The 18954-nt window shown below is 68.5% G+C and carries 22 protein-coding genes and 1 riboswitch; of the genes, 6 read left to right on the forward strand and 16 right to left on the reverse strand.

Translation table 11 applies throughout. From position 1 onward, the window contains the following. Positions 1–14 precede the first annotated feature (14 nt). The 7 genes from AB0M51_RS15065 to AB0M51_RS15095 form a co-directional block, all read right to left on the reverse strand. The gene (locus AB0M51_RS15065) at positions 15–794 is read right to left on the reverse strand and encodes a glycerophosphodiester phosphodiesterase family protein (protein WP_344188910.1); all 780 of its coding nucleotides are present in this window, start codon (positions 792–794) and stop codon (positions 15–17) included. 85 nt (positions 795–879) lie between these two features. Beyond that, on the reverse strand, positions 880–2217 hold the full coding sequence (locus AB0M51_RS15070; protein WP_363749479.1) for an LLM class flavin-dependent oxidoreductase: 1338 nt from the start codon (positions 2215–2217) through the stop codon (positions 880–882). After that, the gene (locus AB0M51_RS15075; protein ID WP_344188908.1) at positions 2214–2927 is read right to left on the reverse strand and encodes an ABC transporter ATP-binding protein; all 714 of its coding nucleotides are present in this window, start codon (positions 2925–2927) and stop codon (positions 2214–2216) included. Before AB0M51_RS15075 ends, AB0M51_RS15070 begins: the two co-directional genes overlap by 4 nt. Next, positions 2903–3739 carry an ABC transporter permease gene (locus AB0M51_RS15080; RefSeq protein ID WP_344188907.1) on the reverse strand — a complete coding sequence of 279 codons (837 nt, stop codon included), beginning with the start codon at positions 3737–3739 and terminating at the stop codon, positions 2903–2905. The genes AB0M51_RS15075 and AB0M51_RS15080 overlap by 25 nt, the downstream gene beginning before the upstream one ends. Further along, a complete protein-coding gene (locus AB0M51_RS15085; protein ID WP_344188906.1) occupies positions 3736–4770 on the reverse strand; it encodes an ABC transporter substrate-binding protein in 1035 nt (344 codons plus the stop codon). The genes AB0M51_RS15080 and AB0M51_RS15085 overlap by 4 nt, the downstream gene beginning before the upstream one ends. Next, entirely contained in the window at positions 4760–5290 is a 531-nt protein-coding gene (locus AB0M51_RS15090) for a flavin reductase family protein (RefSeq protein ID WP_344188905.1), read from the reverse strand. The genes AB0M51_RS15085 and AB0M51_RS15090 overlap by 11 nt, the downstream gene beginning before the upstream one ends. Before the next feature lie 61 nt (positions 5291–5351). Continuing rightward, a complete protein-coding gene (locus AB0M51_RS15095; RefSeq protein ID WP_363749849.1) occupies positions 5352–5432 on the reverse strand; it encodes a putative leader peptide in 81 nt (26 codons plus the stop codon). Positions 5433–5516: 84 nt separating this feature from the next. On the opposite strand from AB0M51_RS15095, the gene AB0M51_RS15100 reads away from it, so the two are divergent. Both AB0M51_RS15100 and AB0M51_RS15105 read left to right on the forward strand, forming a co-directional pair. After that, positions 5517–5999 carry a sigma-70 family RNA polymerase sigma factor gene (locus AB0M51_RS15100; protein WP_344188904.1) on the forward strand — a complete coding sequence of 161 codons (483 nt, stop codon included), beginning with the start codon at positions 5517–5519 and terminating at the stop codon, positions 5997–5999. Next, the gene (locus AB0M51_RS15105) at positions 5992–6558 is read left to right on the forward strand and encodes a methylated-DNA--[protein]-cysteine S-methyltransferase (protein ID WP_344188903.1); all 567 of its coding nucleotides are present in this window, start codon (positions 5992–5994) and stop codon (positions 6556–6558) included. Before AB0M51_RS15100 ends, AB0M51_RS15105 begins: the two co-directional genes overlap by 8 nt. Before the next feature lie 88 nt (positions 6559–6646). Here the strand turns inward: AB0M51_RS15105 and AB0M51_RS15110 are convergent, their stop codons facing one another. Further along, positions 6647–7333, reverse strand: a complete 687-nt coding sequence (locus AB0M51_RS15110; protein ID WP_344188902.1) for a methyltransferase domain-containing protein — start codon at positions 7331–7333, stop codon at positions 6647–6649. A 136-nt stretch (positions 7334–7469) separates the two neighbouring features. Further along, positions 7470–7793, reverse strand: coding sequence for a hypothetical protein (locus AB0M51_RS15115; RefSeq protein WP_344188901.1), 324 nt, complete (start codon positions 7791–7793; stop codon positions 7470–7472). 512 nt (positions 7794–8305) lie between these two features. Here AB0M51_RS15115 and AB0M51_RS15120 point away from each other — a divergent pair. Continuing rightward, positions 8306–8962, forward strand: a complete 657-nt coding sequence (locus AB0M51_RS15120) for a helix-turn-helix transcriptional regulator (RefSeq protein WP_344188900.1) — start codon at positions 8306–8308, stop codon at positions 8960–8962. Positions 8963–8964: 2 nt separating this feature from the next. Here the strand turns inward: AB0M51_RS15120 and AB0M51_RS15125 are convergent, their stop codons facing one another. Then, on the reverse strand, positions 8965–9867 hold the full coding sequence (locus AB0M51_RS15125; protein WP_344188899.1) for a pyridoxal-phosphate dependent enzyme: 903 nt from the start codon (positions 9865–9867) through the stop codon (positions 8965–8967). A gap of 117 nt (positions 9868–9984) precedes the next feature. Between AB0M51_RS15125 and AB0M51_RS15130 the strand changes: the two genes are divergently transcribed. Continuing rightward, a complete protein-coding gene (locus AB0M51_RS15130; RefSeq protein WP_344188898.1) occupies positions 9985–10560 on the forward strand; it encodes an HD domain-containing protein in 576 nt (191 codons plus the stop codon). A 63-nt stretch (positions 10561–10623) separates the two neighbouring features. Beyond that, positions 10624–11169 carry a flavoprotein gene (locus AB0M51_RS15135; protein WP_344188897.1) on the forward strand — a complete coding sequence of 182 codons (546 nt, stop codon included), beginning with the start codon at positions 10624–10626 and terminating at the stop codon, positions 11167–11169. A 167-nt stretch (positions 11170–11336) separates the two neighbouring features. Here the strand turns inward: AB0M51_RS15135 and AB0M51_RS15140 are convergent, their stop codons facing one another. The 5 genes from AB0M51_RS15140 to AB0M51_RS15160 all read right to left on the reverse strand — a co-directional run bounded on the left by AB0M51_RS15140 (position 11337) and on the right by AB0M51_RS15160 (position 16377). Then, positions 11337–12665 carry a cytosine permease gene (locus AB0M51_RS15140; RefSeq protein ID WP_363749480.1) on the reverse strand — a complete coding sequence of 443 codons (1329 nt, stop codon included), beginning with the start codon at positions 12663–12665 and terminating at the stop codon, positions 11337–11339. Further along, a riboswitch (TPP riboswitch) is annotated at positions 12661–12777 on the reverse strand. (Overlaps the previous gene by 5 nt.) Before the next feature lie 17 nt (positions 12778–12794). Then, positions 12795–13454: an alpha/beta hydrolase gene (locus AB0M51_RS15145; RefSeq protein WP_344188895.1), complete on the reverse strand. Its 660-nt coding sequence runs from the start codon at positions 13452–13454 to the stop codon at positions 12795–12797. Continuing rightward, positions 13451–14263, reverse strand: coding sequence for a hypothetical protein (locus tag AB0M51_RS15150; protein WP_344188894.1), 813 nt, complete (start codon positions 14261–14263; stop codon positions 13451–13453). Before AB0M51_RS15150 ends, AB0M51_RS15145 begins: the two co-directional genes overlap by 4 nt. 29 nt (positions 14264–14292) lie before the next feature. After that, complete coding sequence (locus AB0M51_RS15155; protein ID WP_363749481.1) at positions 14293–15135, reverse strand: DUF3152 domain-containing protein; 843 nt, start codon at positions 15133–15135, stop codon at positions 14293–14295. A 48-nt stretch (positions 15136–15183) separates the two neighbouring features. Beyond that, positions 15184–16377, reverse strand: a complete 1194-nt coding sequence (locus AB0M51_RS15160) for an ATP-binding protein (protein ID WP_344188892.1) — start codon at positions 16375–16377, stop codon at positions 15184–15186. Positions 16378–16527: 150 nt separating this feature from the next. On the opposite strand from AB0M51_RS15160, the gene AB0M51_RS15165 reads away from it, so the two are divergent. After that, positions 16528–17541: a (p)ppGpp synthetase gene (locus tag AB0M51_RS15165; RefSeq protein WP_363749482.1), complete on the forward strand. Its 1014-nt coding sequence runs from the start codon at positions 16528–16530 to the stop codon at positions 17539–17541. Here the strand turns inward: AB0M51_RS15165 and AB0M51_RS15170 are convergent. Continuing rightward, complete coding sequence (locus AB0M51_RS15170; RefSeq protein ID WP_363749483.1) at positions 17513–18931, reverse strand: DHA2 family efflux MFS transporter permease subunit; 1419 nt, start codon at positions 18929–18931, stop codon at positions 17513–17515. The genes AB0M51_RS15165 and AB0M51_RS15170 overlap by 29 nt on opposite strands. Between the last annotated feature and the right edge of the window lie 23 nt (positions 18932–18954).

Below are 18954 nucleotides of genomic sequence, written 5' to 3' on the forward strand. Positions count from 1 at the left end.
CACAAACCCGCAGGTCAGCCCGGGCGTCCTACTTCTTCCCGCAGCACCCGCAAGGCCATGTCCGGGTGGTCGCTGATCACCGCGTCGACGCCGATGTCGCGGCAGTGCCGGACGTCGTTCTCGGCGTTCACGGTCCAAACGTGCACCTGATGCCCGTGTTTGTGCGCGCGGTCGACGTACTCCGGGTTCGCGGTGACGATCGCCAGGCTCGGGCCGGCGTACGAAACGCCGCCCGGGAGGGTGCCGTCGCGGAAGCGCAGCGGGATCTTGTCCATCAGCAGGACGGTGCGCAGGCCGGGGGCCAGGCCGCGCATCCGGCGGAGCGAGAGCCAGGAGAAGCTCATCACCCGGACCGGCGACTCCGTTCCGAGCCGCGGGCGGGCCCACCCGAAGCGGTCCAGGGCCTCGACCAGCCGGCGTTCGACGAGGCCGGCGTACTTGGTCGGGTGCTTGGTCTCGACCGCCAGCTCGACCGGCCGGCCGGCGTCCCGGACGGTGGCGAGCAGCGTCTCGAGGGTGAGGACGGGCTGGACGTCGTCCGCGTTCTTCCAGGAGCCCCAGTCGTACCGCTCCAGCTCCGCGAGGGTCAGCTTGGACACCACGCCGGTGCCGTTCGAGGTGCGTTCGATGGTCCGGTCGTGGACGCAGACCAGGTGGCCGTCGGCGGTCAGCCGGACGTCGCACTCGAGGCCGTCGGCGCCGTACTCGATGGCCCGCCGGTACGCCGCGAGCGTGTGTTCAGGATCGACCGCGCTGGCTCCGCGGTGGGCGACAACGCGCGGGATCGTCGACATGGAGAAACTCTTTCACAGCGTCGGCCAGAACGGCCGCTCCGGGCTGGTGCTGGGCCGGCCACCTGACGGGCCCAGCACCAGCGGATCAGGCGGTCGCCTCCTGCAGGGCGGCCGTGCGGCCCGCGGGGCGGGGGAGGCCGTAGTGGTCGCGCAAGGTGCTGCCGGAGTACGACGTGCGGAACAGCCCGCGCGCCTGCAGGATCGGGATCACCTCGTCGACGAAGGTCTCCAGACCGGACGGCAGCACCGGCGGCATCACGTTGAACCCGTCCGCGGCGCCCGCCTCGAACCAGTGCTGGATCGCGTCAGCCACCTGTTCCGGCGTACCCGTGAACGTCCGGTGCCCGCGTCCGCCGCCGAGCCGGCCGATCAGCTCGCGGACGGTCAGCTTCTCCCGGCGAGCGAGCGTGACGATCAGCGTGTACCGGCTCTTCGCACCCTCGATCTCGTCCTCGTCCGGGAGGTCGGCGGGCAACTGCTGGTCGAACGGCAGGTCCTCCGGCGCCACCCGCAGCGTCCGCGCCAGCTGCAGCCGCGCGTACTCGGGCCGGATCAGCGAGTCCAGCCGATGCTCCAGCCGTTCCGCCTCCTCGACCGTGGACCCGATCACCGGCACGATCCCGGGCAGGATCTTCACCGTCGACGGGTCCCGCCCGAGAGCGACCGCACGCGCCTTGAGGTCCCGGTAGAAGTCCTGCGCGTCCTCGAGCGTCTGCTGCGCGGTGAAGACCGCCTCGGCGTACCGCGCCGCCAGCCCCTTGCCGTCCTCCGACGATCCGGCCTGCACGATCAACGGATGCCCCTGCGGAGAGCGCGGCAGGTTGAGCGGCCCGCGGACCTGGAAGTGCCGCCCGACGTGGTCGATCGGTACGACGCGCTCCTGCACGGCCCACACGCCCGAGTCCTTGTCCGCGATCGCGGCGTCGTCCCGCCAGGAGTCCCACAACTGGTACGCGACCTCGAGGAACTCGGCCGCCCGCTCGTACCGCTCCGCATGGGCCGGCTGGTCGGCGAGGTTGAAGTTCCGCGCCGCCTCCGGCCCGGCTGTGGTGACGACGTTCCACCCCGCCCGCCCACCGCTCACGTGGTCGACGCTGGCGAACCGCCGGGCCAGGTTGTACGGCTCGTTGTACGTCGTGGACGCAGTCGCGATCAGCCCGATCCGCGACGTCACGGACGCGATCGCGGTCAGCAGCACGGTCGGCTCCAGCGAACCCGCGGGCCGCCGTCCGACGTTCCCGAACAGCACCGGTGAGTCCGCGAAGAAGATCGAGTCGAACAGTCCGCGCTCGGCGAGCTGCGCCAACCGCTGGTAATGCTCGACCGACGTGTTCGCGAACGGGTCGCTCTCCGGGAGTCGCCAGGACGCCTCGTGGTGCCCGGTACTCATCAGGAACGCGTTCAGGTGCAACTGCCTGCTCATACCAAAACTCCCAAAGCGTCGAGAAGCCGCGCACGGATCGCGGCGAATCCTGGATCGGCCGCACTCCGCGGCGCACTCAAGTCGATGATTTCGGACGTGACGATCCGGCCGGCGTCGAGGACGATCACCCGGTCGGCCAGCACGATCGCCTCGTCGACGTCGTGCGTCACCAGCAGTACGGCGGGTTGGTGTGCCGCGCACAGCTGCCGCAGCAGCGCATGCATCTTCAGCCGGGTCAACGCGTCCAGCGCGCCGAACGGCTCGTCGGCGAGCAACAGCTCCGGCTCGCGGACCAGCGACCGGGCCAGCGCGACCCGCTGCTGCTCACCACCGGACAACTCGTTCGGCCATGCCTTCTCACGCCCCGCGAGCCCGACCTCGTCCAGGCTCCGGCGACCGCGCTCCTCGGCACCACTGAGCCCGAGCACGACGTTGTCGAGAACTCTTGCCCATGGCAACAACCGCGAATCCTGGAAGACGACCGAGACGTTCGCGGGTACGGCGACCTCACCGGAGCCGTCGACGTCGGGGTCGAGCCCGGCCAGTGCCCGGAGCAGCGTGCTCTTCCCGGACCCGCTCTTCCCCAGCAGCGCCACGAACTCCCCTGGCGCGATGTCCAGATCCAGCCCGTCCAGTACGGCGCGCTCGTCGTACCGCCGCACCAAATTGCGGACCTGGACCGTGGTTACGAGGCTAGTGTTCGGCGCCATGACAGGGCCCTCCTCTGGATCAGGCGGACGGCCGCGTCGGAGAGCAGGCCCAGGACGCCGTACACGACCAGGCCGACGATGATGATGTCGGTCTGCCCGTACGTGCGGGCCAGCTCCATCATGTAGCCGATGCCGCTGGTGGAGTTGATCTGCTCGACCACGACCAGCGACAGCCACGCGCCGGTGACCGCGAACCGCAGGCCGAGCAGGAACCCGGGCAACGCACCCGGGAGTACGACGCGCCGGATGAAGTCCCACTGCGAGAGCCCGACGGTCTGCGCGAGTTCGACGTACCGGCTGTCGATCGTGCGGAGGCCGTTGTGGGTGTGGAGGTAGATCGGCACGAACACCCCCAGCAGGATCGTGACGACCTTCATCGACTCGCCGATGCCGAGCCAGAGGATCAGCAGCGGCAGTAACGCCAGCGACGGGATCGCCCGCTTGATCTGGATCGGGCCGTCGAGCACCGCCTCGCCGATCCGGGACAGTCCAGAGATCAGCGCGAGGACGACGCCCGCGACGATGCCGAGCGCGAGTCCGATCAGCGCCCGCTGGGCGGAGGTCCACAGGTTCGACTGCAGCCGGCCGTCGGAGATCAGCTCGCCCGCCGTACTGACCACCGTCCACGGCGCGGACAGGATCCGTTGGTCGATCCAACCAGCAGCGGACCCGATGCTCCAGACCACCAGCAGCAGCACCGGTCCCAGGGCGGCACCGAACCTGATCGGCTTCCCCGGCCCGAGCCGTCGACGCCGTACGGCGGAACTCGCCGCGCCTCTGGTCCGCAGACCGGGCAGGGTGGTCGCACTCATTTGGCACCTGCCTTGATCGCGTCCGCGGCAACGGTCTGGAACCGCAGGTCGTACAGGTCCTTCGCCTGGATCACCGGGTTGCCGGTCTCCTTGGCGAGCAGCTCGATGGTCTGCTGCTGACGCTGGATGGCGTCACTCCAGTCGGCCGGGATGTCCGGGTGCCCGGCGTTGTCGACCAGCCACTGCCCGTCGGCCGCACTCAGGCCTTGGTCCTTCACGTAGTACCCCTCGATCCATTCCTTGGGGTGCCGGTCGATCCACTCCTGCGCGACGCCCCAGGCCTCGACGTACGCCCGGATCGCCGCCGCCTTCCCGGGATCCTCGAGAGACTCGACCGGGCCGTACAGATGGCCGGCGTCGTCGCGCAGGCCGTGGTCGACGGCCGCGGCGCCGTCTTTGCCGTACTTCGCGAGGTACCGCTTGATCTGTACGCCGCCTATCGGCGCGACGTCCACCTGCTTGGCCGCGAGCGCGTTCGAGTAGACGTCACCGGTCGACGGCAGCTCGACCAGCTTCACGTCCTCCTTGGTCAACCCGGCCTTCTGCAGCACCTTCAGGACCAGGGCGCCCTGGGCCTGTCCCGGGCTGTACGCGATCTTCTTGCCGCGCAGGTCGCCGAGCGTCTTCACTGACACCCCGGGCGCGACACCGAGCTTGTAGATCGGGTGGTCGATCGGGTCCTGCCGGAACTTGGACGCGACGATCTTCACGTGCAGGCCGGTCCAGGTCGCGTTGATCGGCGGGATCTCGGCGACCGAGCCGAGGTCGAGCGCGTGCGCCCGGAACGCCTCGGTGGTCTGCGGGCCGCCGCTCAGGTTCGCGAACTGTACGTACTTCGCGACCTTGTCGTACTGGCCCGAGAGCTTCAGCGCGACCTCGGTGGCGGGATCGCCGACGACGATCTTGGTGCCGTCCGGGACCGCGGTCGGGAGTGATGCGTCGAGCGAGAGCTTCGCTTCGGCCTCCGAGGTGCAGCCGGTTACGGCGACGGCGAGGAGAGCGAGGGCGGTCAGGAGACGTCTACTGGACATGGTGGGCTTTCGCGTAGGTGCCGTCGTGGTAGAGCAGCGGCTCGTGCTCACGGCGTTCGGTATGGGTGGCGAGGCGGGCGACGACCAGGTAGTGGTCGCCGACCGCGAAACGGTGCTCGACCTGCGCGCGCAGGAAGCTCGGGGCGTCGTCGAGGGCGGGTTCGCCGGTGGCCAGCCGGGACCAGCGGGTCGGCTCGGCGAACCGGTCGATCCCGCCGGTCGCGAACCGGCCCGCGATCGCGTGCTGGTCGGCGGACAGGAAGTTGATCACCAGGCTGGTCGCCGTACTGACGGTCGGCCAGCTGGAGGCGCTGGTGGCGATCGCGAACGAGACCAGCGGCGGCAGCAGGCTCACGGAGACCAGCGAGGTCGCGGTGAACCCGACCGGGCCGTGGCCGGCGTCCGCGGTGATCACCACGACACCGGCGGCGTGGCGACGGAAGACGGACTTGTAGACGTCGGCGTCCACGATCCGTTCTTCGGCGCAATCGGGTACGACGGAAAGGGCGGGTACGGACATGACTCTCCCTTGGATGGGAAGGGGTGAGCGGCGAGAGTTCGCCAGAGGTACTGGGGGCGCGTCACCGACAGGTGGCGCTCGCCGTCCGCAGCAGGTCGATGACGCGACGGCGGGTGAGGTGGGTCGTCGTCATGTCAGCCATCTTCGCATCATTGTCTACTGATCAACTAGACAATCTCGTGATCCGGACTCACACGCCGGACCGGGCGTGCGTTGTACTTACGTGATGACTACCGGGTTGCCGCCGTTCCAGGCGTTGGTCGACGAGCACTGGCGGGACGTCGCCCGGCTGGCGCGGGCGATGGCCGGGCAGGACGGGGACGACGTCGCGCAGCGCGCCTGGGAGAAGGCGTACGCGGCGTACCCGACGCTGAAGTCGGCGAAGAACCTGCGCGGCTGGCTGCTCACGATCACCGCCCGGTGCGCGACCGACGTCCACCGGGCACGGAAACCGCAACGCCCGCTGGAGGATGCGCCGCCGGTCGCGGTCGACGGCCCGGAGGCCGCCGCCTGGCCGGACCCGGACCTCTGGCGGGCGGTGAACGAATTGCCGGAGCGGCAACGCTTCGCGATCACGCTGAAGTACGTCGGCGACCTGGACCACCACGGTGTCGCCGCCGCTCTGGACACCACGCCCGCCGCGTCGCGCCGACTGGTCAGCGACGCGCTGGCGACCTTGCGCACGAAACTCGGAGTATACGATGACTGATCTCGAGAGCCGGCTCATCCGGCTGACCACCCCCGACCTGCGGCCGCCCGTCCTGCCGGACGCCGACGTCGCCTACACGCTGCACGACACTCCGATCGGGACGATGCTGCTCGCCGTCGCACAGGGGAAGGTCGTCGCGAGTTCGTTCGGTGACGAGGAGACGATGACCGCCCGGCTCGCCCGCGCGGTGTCCCCACGGGTACTGCGCCAGCCGCGGCCGCTGGACGACGTACGACGGCAACTCGACGAGTACCTCGCCGGGCGCCGGCACACGTTCGACCTGGACGTGGACCTGGTGCTCGCGTCGCCGTTCCAGCGGCTTGTGCTGGAGGATCTTCCGGAACACACCAGCTACGGGCGGACCACGACGTACGGCGCCGTTGCCGTCGGCATCGACAAGCCGAAGGCGGCGCGCGCGGTCGGTACCGCGCTGGGCGCGAACCCGGTCTGCGTCGTCCTGCCGTGCCATCGGGTGATCGGCGCGAACGGCGCGCTCACCGGGTACGCGGGCGGGCTGGAGGCGAAACGCTTCCTGCTGGACCTGGAAGCAAAAAGCTGACATTTCCGGAGTCGTCCGGAACGGATCTAGACTCGACCGCCAAGGAGCAGATCCCCAGTGTGGAGTGGGGATCTGCTTCTTTTACACGTCAACTAGCTGCTGCCGGGGCGTGGATCTCGAGGATGAGCCGGCGGCGGCCGCCCCAGTCGCGTTTGTAGACCTTGTAGTCGTCGATCCCGGCGGCCGAGCAGAGCCGGCCGTAGCTGATCTCGTCGTGGATGAAGTGCACGCTGCTGCGGTTGTCGTCGTGCTCGGTGGTGACGATCCGGTGCTCGGGCCCCTGCCGCATGCCGTTGGCGATCTCGCCCGCGGTCGCCGGTCCCCACACCGGCCCCTCGATGATCGCGATCCCGCCCGGCTTCAGCACCCGGGAGATCTCGCAGATCGTGGAGATCTGCTCGTCCTCGGCGAACAGCTCGTGGAAGGCCGTCCACAGGCAGATCACCGCGTCGAACGAGTCCCACCTGTACGGCAGGTCGGTCATCGAACCGATCGCCCAGTCGATCGCGAGCTCCTCCTCGGCCGCCCGCGCCCGACCGGCCTCGACCAGGTTCGGCGAGATGTCCAGCGCACGGACAACCTTCCCCGCCCGCCGCAGCGGCAACGCGATCCGCCCGTACCCACAGCACAGGTCCAGCACGGTCTCCCGCCCGACCAGCAGCTCCTCGACCGCCTTAACGATCACCGCGTCCCGCTCAGGCGTCGTACGCGCGGCCAACCCGTCGGCCCCAAGTTCCGCATACTCGGCCCGACTACGCAGTGCGGAGTTCAGCATGAGCGTCAGTATTCCGTTGCACCCGGGTCAGTTGTCCAGCGGCCCAGCCATCCGGAGGAAGAGGTGATGAACGCACCCGCCGACCCGCAGCACGAAAGCGGTGCAGTCAACCGGGGCGTGCCACCGGGACCACATGTCAGGGATGCACCGGTTCGCAGGTGAGTCGGCGTCGGGGCAGACCTTCGATGCGTCGACGGGTCAGGTCGGCGTAGCGTTCGGCCGACGGGGCCGGCGCGACGTGCTCCTCGACGAGGAGATCGCCCAGCCACAACCGCACCCTCCACAGGCATTCCGCCCGAATTTCGGTCGGGTTGAGGTCGGGTTCGATCGGGTCGCCGTCGAGGTGACGCTCGCCGCGCAGCCAGCCCTCGAACGCCCATCGGTTCTCGGTAGCGCATCGCTCCACATATTCGTGGATCTGTTCCTCACTCAGGGGCGCATCATCACCCGGCCGGGTCAAGGCAGCTCCGGATCGTATGCCGTTCCCAAGTCGAGGCCCGCAGTACCGGCCAACCTCGGTCAGTGCACTCGACCGGTACCGGCGGATCTGGCGGATCAAGCACCCGCCGGATCGCCCGAATCGTCTGCTGCGCCGGCCGTCCCTCGTCGAGAATCCGGCGCACCCCGGCAAGTACGTCCTGAGCTAACGGCTCGGTCATCACTGTTCCCGTCGTTCGAAAGGTTTGCTTGGAACGGCCAGGGCGACAGGGCAGGAGAAACGACGCACCCGCCTGCGCGTTCGGGGCTCACCCGCCGCCCTGACCTACCCACAACCCTCCCGTCAGCCATCCCGCGAAACCACCGAGACGACCGATGAGCCTTCCCTTAACTCCTCCCCGTTCAACGGGGATATTCCGTGGCATCATCAGTACGGTGAGTAAGAGTCCAGCAGCCAATCCCAGTGGTGGGCCGAGCCTGCGGCAGGCGCGTAGGCGATGGGCGGCAGACCTGCGTTCGCAAGGTTCCACGTGGGTGGAGATCGCCGAGACGTTCGCCGACGGGTACGGCGTCAACCCGCGCGTCGCGTTTCGTCTGGCGCATGGCTGGAGCCAGCGCGAAGCCGCCGAGCAATGGAACCAGCGATGGCCGGACGAGCCGAAGACTTTCAAGAACCTCTCGTATTGGGAGCAATGGCCGGCCGCGACCGGCTACACGCCATCGCTGGATGTGTTGTCCAGACTCGCGCAGCTGTACCAGTGCTCGGTGGCAGACCTCGTAGTCGATGTGGCTGACTTCCGCGAAATGGACTCCGCGCAAACGGTCGGCGGGAACCTGACCGGCTTATGGCGCTCGACGTACAGCTACTTCTCGTCAGGTCGCGGAGAGGAACTCCACGGGGAGCACACGATCCGGTTGCGCCACGCGGGCGGCCGCATCGTCGGTGCGAGCGACTGTGGTGACCGGGAGTCGAAGCTCGGCCTCGAACTGTCCCTCCGAGGAGCAATCGCTACCGGGACCTGGACCGAACGGACCTCACCGTCCGGCTACTACCGCGGTGCGGTCTACCACGGAGCCATCCAACTCGTCGTCAGTCCCCACGGACGCGCCATGACAGGCCGCTGGCTCGGCTTCGGCAAGCAGTTCAACGTCAACACCGGCGACTGGCATCTGGATTGGCTGGACGACTGAGCTCACGCCTCGAGGACCTCGGCCGATCCGTTGATCAGGGCAACAATTGTCGTTCCTGAAGCGAACGCTCTGCGCTGAACGAGGTCGAACAATGCGTACATCATCTTCGCCTCGTAGACCCAGTCCAGCAGCACGCCGTGCCGCTTCTCGAAGTCCTCGATGAACCGGTCCAGTTCGGCTGCTCGCTTCGCGTAACCGCCGAAGTGGTAGTCACACTCGAGTCGCCATGTGCCCGAGCGCGCCCCGAAGGCCGCGGTCTGAAGGTCGATGACCTCCTGCTCCAGATAAGCGCCGCCCTTCAGCACCGCCACGCCGATGGCCGACTGCTGCGGACTCAGGCCCGCGGCGGCGCCGGCCAAGGTTCCACCCGTGCCAACCGCGCAGAACAACACATCGAACGGCTCTGCCAGCTCCGCCGGCGTCTCCGCGCACCCCCGTACCGCCGCTGTGTTGCTGCCGCCTTCGGGCAGCAGATAGAACTCGCCGAACTCCCGACGCAGGCGGCTGATGACCGCGTCCGAGGTCTTCGCCCGATAGGTTGTCCGGTCCAGGTAGGTCAGGCGCATACCGCGGCGTACGGCGTACTCGAGGGACGGGTTCAACGGCAGATGCTCCTCGCCGCGGACCACCCCGATCGTGGTGAAGCCTCCGTAGTACCCGGCCGCGGCCGTTGCCCGGATGTGGTTCGAGTACGCGCCGCCGAACGTCAGCAAGGTACCGAGACCGAGCTCCCGCGCGGCAGCGACGTTGTACTTCAACTTCCGCCACTTGTTGCCCGGGAACTCCGGATGAATCAGGTCGTCACGCTTCAGCAGGACGCGCACACCTGCTGCCGCCAGTCGATCGTCTCCAAGCTCCTGTACCGGAGATGGCAATCGGAGACTGAGTGACTCGATTTCACTCACCGCCCCAGCATGGCACGACCGTGCTGGGCGACAACGCTGACGGCGGCAGCGCCTTAGAGTTGACCACTCCGTGGCGTGCAATGCAGGTGGCCGACCGATGATGGAAACGGAGTACTCGTGACCGATGACGCTACCGACCGGGACGCAGCAGGAGTCGTCGCCTTCGCCTACGAGATGGGCGTACTGAAGCGGCTCCGTCGGGCCGGATGGTGGCATGTCGGTGTCCGTGATCCCGAGTCCGTCGCGGAGCACAGTCTGCGCGTTGCCCAGCTGGAGGCGCTGATTGCCAGCGAGGAGGGTGGCGACCCGGCGCGGGCCGCGTACCTCGGGATGTGGCACGACTCGCAGGAGACCCGGATCGGCGACATCCCGCACAGCGCTAAGCCGTACTTGGAGGTCGCGAGCAACGAACGCATCACCGAGGACCAGGTAGCCGTCCTTCCCGAGGCGGCCGCCAAGAGCATCCGCGAAGCCGTTGCCGAGTATGAGGCCGCCGAGACGATCGAGGCCCGCTGCGCCAAAGACGCGGACCGTCTCGAGTGCCTCATGCAGGCCGTCGAGTACGGCGAAGCTGGCTACAAGCGCGTGACCGGCTGGATCGAGTCGTCCCGCGCCCGCATCCAGACCGACTTCGGCCAACGCCTCGCTGAAGCAGCTCTTCAAACCTCTCCGCTCGCCTGGCGCGACCGCTGACAAACTACAACCGTCAGTCGACGATGTCCGACTGCCTTCACTAGCCCGGACGGGTGATCCTGTATGAGCGAACCTGCCCTGCTGCTGGTCGTCTGTGGCGCGCCGCTCGCCGCTCGGGTCGGGGACGGGGTCCGGGCGGCGCGGGGCCGAGGGTGGGATCCTTACGTTCTTCCAACCGACGCCGCGCTGCCCTGGCTGGAGGAGCAGGATCTGTCCGATGTTCCGGTCATCGTCGGTAATCGCAGGCCCTCTGAGGCTCGACGTACGCCGACTGCTGATGCCGTGGCTGTGGTGCCGGCGACTTTTCACACGGTGAATGCGTGGGCGACTGGAAACGCGGATTCGTATCCGCTGACCACACTCTGCGCGGCCCTCGGCTCGCGGACTCCCACGGTCGCTGTTCCGTATGCCAGTCAGGAGTTGACGAATCATCCAGCCTGGTCGGCGTCGCTCACCGTACTTCGCCGAGCAGGCATCCGGATCGTCGATCCGCAGAACGGCTCGGCCGAGTCTCTCGCCTCCGTTCCGTCCGGAACTGGCGGGCGGATCGTCAAGGACTTCGACTGGGATTGGGTCTTCGAGAGGATTACTGCTCGCCCCACGGTCTGATGTGAGGACCGTCCGTTGCTGGCGGGGCCTTTGCCAGGTGGGATCTTCACGGGTGCGGCGCGGGCGACCGGGTGGGACGTTTCGGGCCGTGGGGCGTCCCGACAGTCTGGGCGGGAGCGCGCGTAGCACCGCGTGGGCTCACCACCTCTCCCTCAACTACACCCGACTTATCCCCTCTTGTTTGTTTTTCCTACCTGGCCGAGGATTACCGCGGCGATCATTGAGATCAGGATCGAGGTGTAGGTCGCGCCGAGCCAGGCGGGGACCGGGTGGTGGTTGAAGAGGGCTTGCTGGATGTTTGTCCAGAGGGGGGACCAGCCGGCTACGGTGCCCGGGTTCACCAGCTGGTAGGCGATGAAGCCGATCAGCCAGGCGACGGCTGGTTGCCAGCGGAACTTCGCCGTGTCCGACACGTCCCAGCGCATCTTGCTGACCAGGAAGAAGTCGGCGATCGCGACCGCGAACAGTGGGACGAAGACCGAGCCGATCAGGTAGAGGAACTGCGTGTAGTTGCCCAGGTCGATGAACATCGCGATGCCGGTGGCAACGACCCCGATGGCGACCGAGATCCAGCGGCGGTCGATGTGGCCGACGAGGTTGTGCAGCGACATCGTCGTCGAGTAGACGTTCGCGTAGGCCTCGTCCACCTCGTCGACCAGCAGGACGAACAGCGCGATCGCGCCGGCCGGCAGCGTGACGAGGGCGGTGATCACGTTGTCGGTGTTCGTCTGCAGGGTGGCGACCGCGAACACGCCCAGCGCGTAGTAGATGATCGCGGCCAGGCCGTACCCGAGCGCCGAACTGCTGAACGCCGCCTTGTTCGTGCGCGAGTGCCGGGTGTAGTCGGCGGCCAGCGGGGCGAAGGACACCACACCGGCGGCGGCCAGATCCACCGCGGGCCAGAAGCCGTACACGTTGTCCTGCGGCAGGCCGTGCACCGGCTTGATGAGCACCTCGACGAAGAGGTACGCCGAGGCGATCAGCACCAGCCAGACCATGAACTTCCGCAGCAGCTTCACACTGCCGAGCGGACGTACGGCCATCGAGGTGGCGACCAGACCGGCCAGCAGCACGAACAGCCAGCGCCATTTCGGACCGGTGACCGCGACCGCGGCCTGCGAGATCACGATGATCTCCATCGTCGCCCAGCCGATGTTCTGCGCGATGTTCAGCACGGTCGGCGCCATCGACCCGCGGCGCCCGAAGATTCCCCGGAGCGCCGCCATCGCCGGCGCACCGGTGTGCGAGCCGAAGACGGCCGAGCCGCCGAGTACGAGGGCGCCGAGCCCACAGCCCACGACGATCGCGAGCAGACCCTGCCCCAGTGATCCCGTGTACGCGGCCACCAGCGCACCGGTCACCGGGCCGAACAGCGAGATTCCGAGGTTCGCCCACAGGGTGAACTGCGGGAAGAACCCGAGCGTGCGCGGCGCATCCGTGGTGAGGACCAGCGGCGCCTCGGTCTGGCTGGCAGGACGAACAGTCGTATCGGTCATGAGTGACCCCACTCCCTACGCCGGCATTACCCGGTCAGGTTCAGGCGGTCGGCGACCCAGCTGTCGCCCTCTCAGCCCGCGCGCTTCGGTGCGAGCTCCCGCATAGGTTTGTCCGAAAAGCTTAACGCGTCAGCTGGTTTCCGGTAGCGCGGCGGCTCGTTCTATGAGAGCGGCCACCTCCGGACCGTTCGTGACGACCGGCATGTGGGAGCCGGTGTCCAGGGTGCGGGCCTCCCCGTGGCTGAGCTGGGCGAGCCGTTCGAGCCACTCCGCCGTGCACACCAGGTCGTACCTGCCGCGGACGAGGACGACCGGCGCGCGGACCTGCGGCATCACCGCCGCCAGGTCGTGGTGCCTGGACGCCTCCCCGGCGCGGGCGATCGACGGCAGCGTCGTACGGGCGTACTGCGGGCTGATCCGGACCAGCTTCGGCGCGTCCGGAATGGCCGAACCGACCAGCCGGACCGCCCGGTCGACCCAGCTCGACAGCCGGATGTCGCCGGTCGGCGCGATGAGGACGAGAGCGTGCACGAGGTCCGGGTACCGCACCGCCGTTTCGACGACGATCTGGCAGCTCGCGGAGTGGCCGACCACCACGGCCCGGTCGCGGATCTTGTCTCCCAGAGCGACCGCGAGCGCACGCGGATGCAGGTCCTCACGGGCGCCCGCGGGTTCGCCGTACCCGGGAAGAGTCACCACGTGGTACGGCGTGGTGAGGTGTTCGACTGTCCTTGCGTACGACTCGGGACCGAGGCCCAGACCGGGTACGAGGACGACGGGCGCGTTCACTCCCAGGGAGCCTTGGCCGGAGGCGCCTTGACCACCGGGTTCGGTACGTCGGGCCGCAGCTCGCGGTACCCGAGGAAGAACCCGACGGCGAGGATCAGCAGACCGAAGCCGCCCCAGCCGTACGCCGTGGGCAGTCGGTGGACGGCGCCGTCGTCGCCGCCGAGGCCGGTGGACAGAACCATGATCAGCCAGACCAGGATCGGGATCGCGGACACGGCGACGACCAGGAGCCCGATCAGCTCGGACGGCTTCGGGCCGGTGCCGGCCTTCCGGCGGGCGAGCAGGTCGCGGATCCACATCACGAGGCCGGCAGCGCCGACGATCACGAGCAACAACTGGCCGATCGCGTCCAGTACGTCGGTGCGGAGCGGGTGGTTCAGCGGCGAGCCCGGCGCCTGCGAGATCTCGCGGAGCGCGACGCGTTGGACAGTGAGGACGAGCAGCCCGTAGATCGCGGCGACGAAGGCGGCCAGCCCGAGGACGCGGGATACACGGGGATCACGTGCCGTGTCGGCCCGGCCGTACGTCGGGAGCTCGTGCGGCTGCGGGCTCGCCGGCGGGCCGTACGGCGCTCCCGGGCGGTAGGCCGGGGGCTGGACGTACGACGGGTTGGTCGGCTGCTGCGGATGCTGACCGCCGTACGGCTGGGGTTGTGCGTACGGGAACTGCTCCTGCGGCGGTTGGTGACCTGGCCCGTACGAGCCGCCGCCGTACGGCGTGGGCGGCGCGTAATGGTGCTCCTCAGCGGGCGGCTGCTGCTTGTCGGGCTCGTTGTCCCGGCCGTACGTCGGGAAGTCCTGTGACGACATCGGCTGCTCCTCCCGTCCGTATCAGTCTCTCAGGTCGCCTTGACCGTCGGCCAGGCGTTCGGCAGGCAGCCGGCCAGGCCCTTGGTCTGCTGCATCATCACCGGCGCGGGGGTCTTCGGGGTGGTGCACGTCGAGTGTCCGTGGCCGAGCGCGTGGCCGACCTCGTGGTTCACCAGGTAGCTGCGGTACAACTCGACCTGGCCGTTGTACGCCGGGATCGCGTAGACCCAGCGCTTCGCGTTCAGCACGACGCGGTCCTCGACCCGGCAGGAGACCTCGCCGCCGGTGTCGAGCGGGAGGCACAGCTTGTCGGTCAGCGCCGGCGTCGCCAGGATGATCCGCAGGTCCGCGTCCGGCTTGTCGGTGCGTTCGAAGCTCACCGGGTGCAGCGCCTGCCAGCCGCGCGGGTCCGTCAGCGTCTGGTGGATCTTCGCCGCCACCGCGGCGCCGTTCACCGTGACGCCCTGCTCGATCTCCACGCGGTACGTGAGCTTGTCGCGGACGCCGTTCGCCTTGCTGAAGCCGGGCACCACGGCGAGCTTCCCGCTGGACACGAGCACGTTCGGCTTCGAGCTCTTCGGCTTACGCGTCAACGAGGGCGCCGGCCGCAACGGCGTGGTGAACTTCTGCGTCGGTACCGCGACCGGCGTCGGGGTACGTGTCGGGATCGGCGTCTCACGCGCCACCTCGTCGACCCCGGCAATCGCCTGCGTCGCGAGACTGTTGCGCCGGGCCACATCCGGATGCACCACCACGGCAGTCGCCAGCACCGCCAGCACGGTCACCACCAGCCACTGGCCCTTGAAGCCCTTCCGCCGACTGTGCCGCCCACGCCGCCGCCCAGACACGGTCGTCTGCTGGCGGCGGGTCATGACAGTTGACCCTACCGATTGCTGCGGGGGCATGAAAGTGGCGTTGTGTTAAGCCGTTCGGGTGCGGAGGAATTTTCCGAAGTGCGGGACGGTGAAGGCGACTGTGCCGCGTTCGGCGGAGAAGACGAGGCCCTTCTTGATCAGGCCGTCGCGGGCCGGGGAGAGGGACTGGGGTTTGCGGTTCAGGGTGGAGGCGACCTCGGAGGTCGGGACCGAGCCGTCGTCGACGCCGATGCCGAGCTCGGCCATCGCGCGCATGTACTCGCGTTCGGCGGGAGTCGCGCGTTCGTAGCGGGAGCCGAAGAAGCCGACGGTCAGTTCGGCCGAGGCTTCGGGGGCGGCGACGGCGACGTCCTTGATCGTGATCGGGGACGTCGGCGCGTGGTCCCAGGTGGAGTGCGCGAACGCCTGCACGAAGTACGGGTAGCCGTCGGTCTGCGCGTACAGCTCGTCCAACGCCTCCTCGTCGTACCGCACGCCTTCGCTCTCGGCCGGGATCATCAGCGCGCGGTCGCAGGCGTCCCGGGCCAGCCGGTCGACGCGGATGTAGCGGAAGAGGCGCTCGGAGTACGACTTGCTGGCGGACAGTACGGCGGGCAGATGCGGAAGGCCGGCGCCGACGACGACCAGCGGCGCGCTCTGCTGGGAGATCTCGTGGCAGGCCGCACACAGCGCGGACAGGTCGTCGGTGCTGATGTCCTGCATCTCGTCGATGAACAGCCCGACCCCGACGGTCAGGTCACCGGCCAGGTCGGCCGCGTCCGTGAACAGCTCGATCAGGTCCATCTCCAGGTCACCGGAGTCGGCCCGGCCCTTCGCCGCGGCCACGTCGACCGGCGGGTGCCAGCGGATCCCCTTCCGGTCGTTGGCCGCCGTACGCAGGGCAAAGGCCTTGAGTACGGCGCTGAACTGGTCGACCTTCTCGTCGTCGCGGTGCCGGTGGCCGAGCTCGCGCATCGCGGTGTGCAGCGCCTGCGCGATCGGCAGCCGGATGCTCTGGTCCGGGCGGGCCTCGATCTTCCCGGTACCCCACGCGCGCTTGATCGCCTGCGAGCGGAGTGTGTTGAGCAGGACCGTCTTGCCGACGCCCCGGAGTCCGCTGAGCACCAGGCTCCGCTCCGGTCTGCCTGCCGCGACCCGTTCGAGCACTACCTCGAACTGCCGCACCTCGGTGTCGCGTCCGGCCAGCTCAGGCGGCCGCTGACCGGCGCCGGGCGCATAGGGATTCCGGATCGGATCCATGCTTTCACTGTATGAGGCCGTCTAGCGTTTTCCGTAGATTGACGAATCGAACACCAGCGGCGTGTCGCTCGCAGTGTCTACGGCTTTCTAGCGAAATGACTAGACAACGATAGACAGCATGAGCGACGCCAAGACCACTATGGTTCCGCCATGGTGGAGTGGGCTCCGCAGGCAGGGGCGTTGTACGAGCGGGTGCACCAGCAGTACGTCGGCGGTGCGCGCAAGCTCGAGGCGCTGATCAACGAACTGATCGGCGAAGAGGAAGGCATCAACTACCTGAGCGCGACGGCCCGGGCGAAGGACCCGGAGTCGTTCCTCGCGAAGGCGTCGAAGCCGCATCCGGACGATCCGGCACGGCCGAAGTACGACGACCCGCTGAACCAGATCACCGACCTGGTCGCGGCCCGGGTGATCACGTTCCTGGTGGAGGCCGTGGATCGGGTCTGCGAGGTGATCGAGGAAGAGTTCGAGATCGTCGAGCACACCGACATGGGCGCGCACACCCGGGCGCAGGGCGTCTTCGGGTACGCCAGCAAGCACTACCTGGTCCGGCTGAACGAGCACCGCCGCGAGCTCCCGGAGTACGCCGTACTGAAGAACCTGGTGATGGAGATCCAGGTCCGTACGGCGGTCCAGCACGCGTGGGCGGAGTTCGAGCACGACATCCGGTACAAGCTGGACATCCCGCCGGACCGCAAGCCCGAGTTCGACCGGAGGTTCCTGCTGGCGGCGGCGTTGATGGAGCTGGCCGACAACGAGTTCACCGAGATCGACCGGCTGTACCGCGAGCTCGCCGCGACCGCGTCGGACAAGGCCCCGCTGGACCTCACCACCGCGACGCTGACGACGTACCTGAACCGCCGCTACCCGGACGCGCCGCACGCGAAGACCACGCACTACGCCTGGATCCTCGGCATCCTGCACCGCCTCGGCGTGACGACCGAGGAGCAGCTCACGGACCTGCTGACCGGCATCGACAGCGAAGCAGTCCAGGCCGCCATGACCCACCGCGCCCCGGCCGGCACCGTACGCCGCCTCGACGACGACCTGCTCGCCGCCAAGGGCCCCACCTACCTGGACCTGTTCCCGGAGGAAGAACGCCGCCAGAAGATCCTGAAAGGCCGCCTCAAGGCCCTCACCCGCGCGGGGCTGATTCACCCGTGACGGTCGTGCGCCGGGCCCAGGCGCTCGTGGTGATCAGCCCCAACGCCAGCACCAGGACGCCGCAGCCCGCGATGATGAACCAGCAGAGTTGGGCGGCGTCGACGAAGCCCTTCTCGAAAGGACCGACCAGGCGGGCGGTGAGAACTGTGCCGGCGACAGCGACGCCCAGGGACGCGCCTACCTGGCGGCTGGTGGAAGCGATGGCTGCTGCGACGCCGGCCTGGGCGCGGGGCATGCCGGAGACGGCCGCGTTGGTAATAGGTGCGTTCAGCATGCCGAAACCGAGCCCGAAGACCAGATAGGCCACCAGCAGGTGCAGTGTGGCCGTGGTTGTGCTCAGCTGCGACAGGATCAACCCGGAGGTCGCCAGCATCGTCCCGGCGACCACGAGCGGTATGCGCGGACCACGGTGACCCACCAGCCACCCGGAGATCGGCGCGAACACCACCGTCATCGCCGCCATCGGCAACGTCAGCAGGCCGGCGTGCAGCGCGGTGAAACCGCGCACAGACTGGAGATACAGCGAGTTGAGGAACAGGAACCCGGACAGCGCCGAGAACCCGCACACCGCGATCAGCGTCGCCCCGGAGAACGGTGCGCTCCGGAAGAACCGCGGATCCAGCAGCGGCTCCTCCCGTCGGCTCTCGTAGTACACGAGCGAGACCAACGCCGCCACACACACCACGAAGCACCCGACGATCAACGGCGACCCCCATCCCGCCGACCGGCCCTCGATGATCCCGTACGTCAGCCCGCCGAGCAGCAGTACGACGAGCACCTGCCCGACCGGGTCGATCCGCCGCGGCACAGCGGCCCGCGACTCCGGGACGAAGAACGCCGTCATCAGTACGGCGGCCACCGCCACCGGCACGTTGATCCAGAAGATGAACCGCCAGCCGGCCGCGTCCACGAGGGTCCCGCCGACGACCGGCCCGACCGCCATGCTCAGCCCGACCACGCCGCCCCAGATCCCGATCGCCTGGGCGCGCTCCCGCGGGTCGGTGAAGGTGTTGGTGATGATCGACATCGCCACCGGGTTCAGCATCGACCCGCCGACCGCCTGCAGCACCCGGAACAGGATCAGCAGGTCGATCGTCGGCGCCACCCCGCACAGCAACGACCCGATCCCGAACAGCACCAGCCCCGCCTGGAACGTCCGCCGCCGCCCGACCCGGTCCGCGGTCGACCCGGACACCATCAGCAGGCTGGCCAGCACCAGCGTGTAGGCGTCGATCGTCCACTGCAGCTTCGCGACCGACGCCCCGAACTCGGCCCGGATCGCCGGCAACGCCAGGTTCACGATCGTCGAGTCCAGCCCGACGATGAACAGACTGGAACAACAGATCGCGAGCACCAGCAGCCGCCGCCCGCGGCCGGTCTCGTTGTTCATCGCCCACGAATGTATAACGTTGA

It is taken from the genome of Kribbella sp. NPDC051137 (assembly GCF_040682535.1).
In the GTDB taxonomy this organism is placed as follows: Bacteria; Actinomycetota; Actinomycetes; order Propionibacteriales; family Kribbellaceae; genus Kribbella; species Kribbella karoonensis.

Excerpts from the sequence above, each read along its gene's own strand:
- AB0M51_RS15090 (WP_344188905.1), bottom strand. The coding sequence starts at position 5,290 with ATGTCCGTACCCGCCCTTTCCGTCGTACCCGATTGCGCCGAAGAACGG.
- AB0M51_RS15080 (WP_344188907.1), bottom strand. The coding sequence starts at position 3,739 with ATGAGTGCGACCACCCTGCCCGGTCTGCGGACCAGAGGCGCGGCGAGT.
- AB0M51_RS15150 (WP_344188894.1), bottom strand. The coding sequence starts at position 14,263 with ATGTCGTCACAGGACTTCCCGACGTACGGCCGGGACAACGAGCCCGAC.
- AB0M51_RS15100 (WP_344188904.1), top strand. The coding sequence starts at position 5,517 with ATGACTACCGGGTTGCCGCCGTTCCAGGCGTTGGTCGACGAGCACTGG.
- AB0M51_RS15095 (WP_363749849.1), bottom strand. The coding sequence starts at position 5,432 with ATGGCTGACATGACGACGACCCACCTCACCCGCCGTCGCGTCATCGAC.
- AB0M51_RS15065 (WP_344188910.1), bottom strand. The coding sequence starts at position 794 with ATGTCGACGATCCCGCGCGTTGTCGCCCACCGCGGAGCCAGCGCGGTC.
- AB0M51_RS15155 (WP_363749481.1), bottom strand. The coding sequence starts at position 15,135 with ATGACCCGCCGCCAGCAGACGACCGTGTCTGGGCGGCGGCGTGGGCGG.
- AB0M51_RS15070 (WP_363749479.1), bottom strand. The coding sequence starts at position 2,217 with ATGAGCAGGCAGTTGCACCTGAACGCGTTCCTGATGAGTACCGGGCAC.
- AB0M51_RS15160 (WP_344188892.1), bottom strand. The coding sequence starts at position 16,377 with ATGGATCCGATCCGGAATCCCTATGCGCCCGGCGCCGGTCAGCGGCCG.
- AB0M51_RS15140 (WP_363749480.1), bottom strand. The coding sequence starts at position 12,665 with ATGACCGATACGACTGTTCGTCCTGCCAGCCAGACCGAGGCGCCGCTG.
- AB0M51_RS15075 (WP_344188908.1), bottom strand. The coding sequence starts at position 2,927 with ATGGCGCCGAACACTAGCCTCGTAACCACGGTCCAGGTCCGCAATTTG.
- AB0M51_RS15105 (WP_344188903.1), top strand. The coding sequence starts at position 5,992 with ATGACTGATCTCGAGAGCCGGCTCATCCGGCTGACCACCCCCGACCTG.
- AB0M51_RS15085 (WP_344188906.1), bottom strand. The coding sequence starts at position 4,770 with ATGTCCAGTAGACGTCTCCTGACCGCCCTCGCTCTCCTCGCCGTCGCC.
- AB0M51_RS15165 (WP_363749482.1), top strand. The coding sequence starts at position 16,528 with ATGGTGGAGTGGGCTCCGCAGGCAGGGGCGTTGTACGAGCGGGTGCAC.
- AB0M51_RS15135 (WP_344188897.1), top strand. The coding sequence starts at position 10,624 with ATGAGCGAACCTGCCCTGCTGCTGGTCGTCTGTGGCGCGCCGCTCGCC.
- AB0M51_RS15170 (WP_363749483.1), bottom strand. The coding sequence starts at position 18,931 with ATGAACAACGAGACCGGCCGCGGGCGGCGGCTGCTGGTGCTCGCGATC.
- AB0M51_RS15110 (WP_344188902.1), bottom strand. The coding sequence starts at position 7,333 with ATGCTGAACTCCGCACTGCGTAGTCGGGCCGAGTATGCGGAACTTGGG.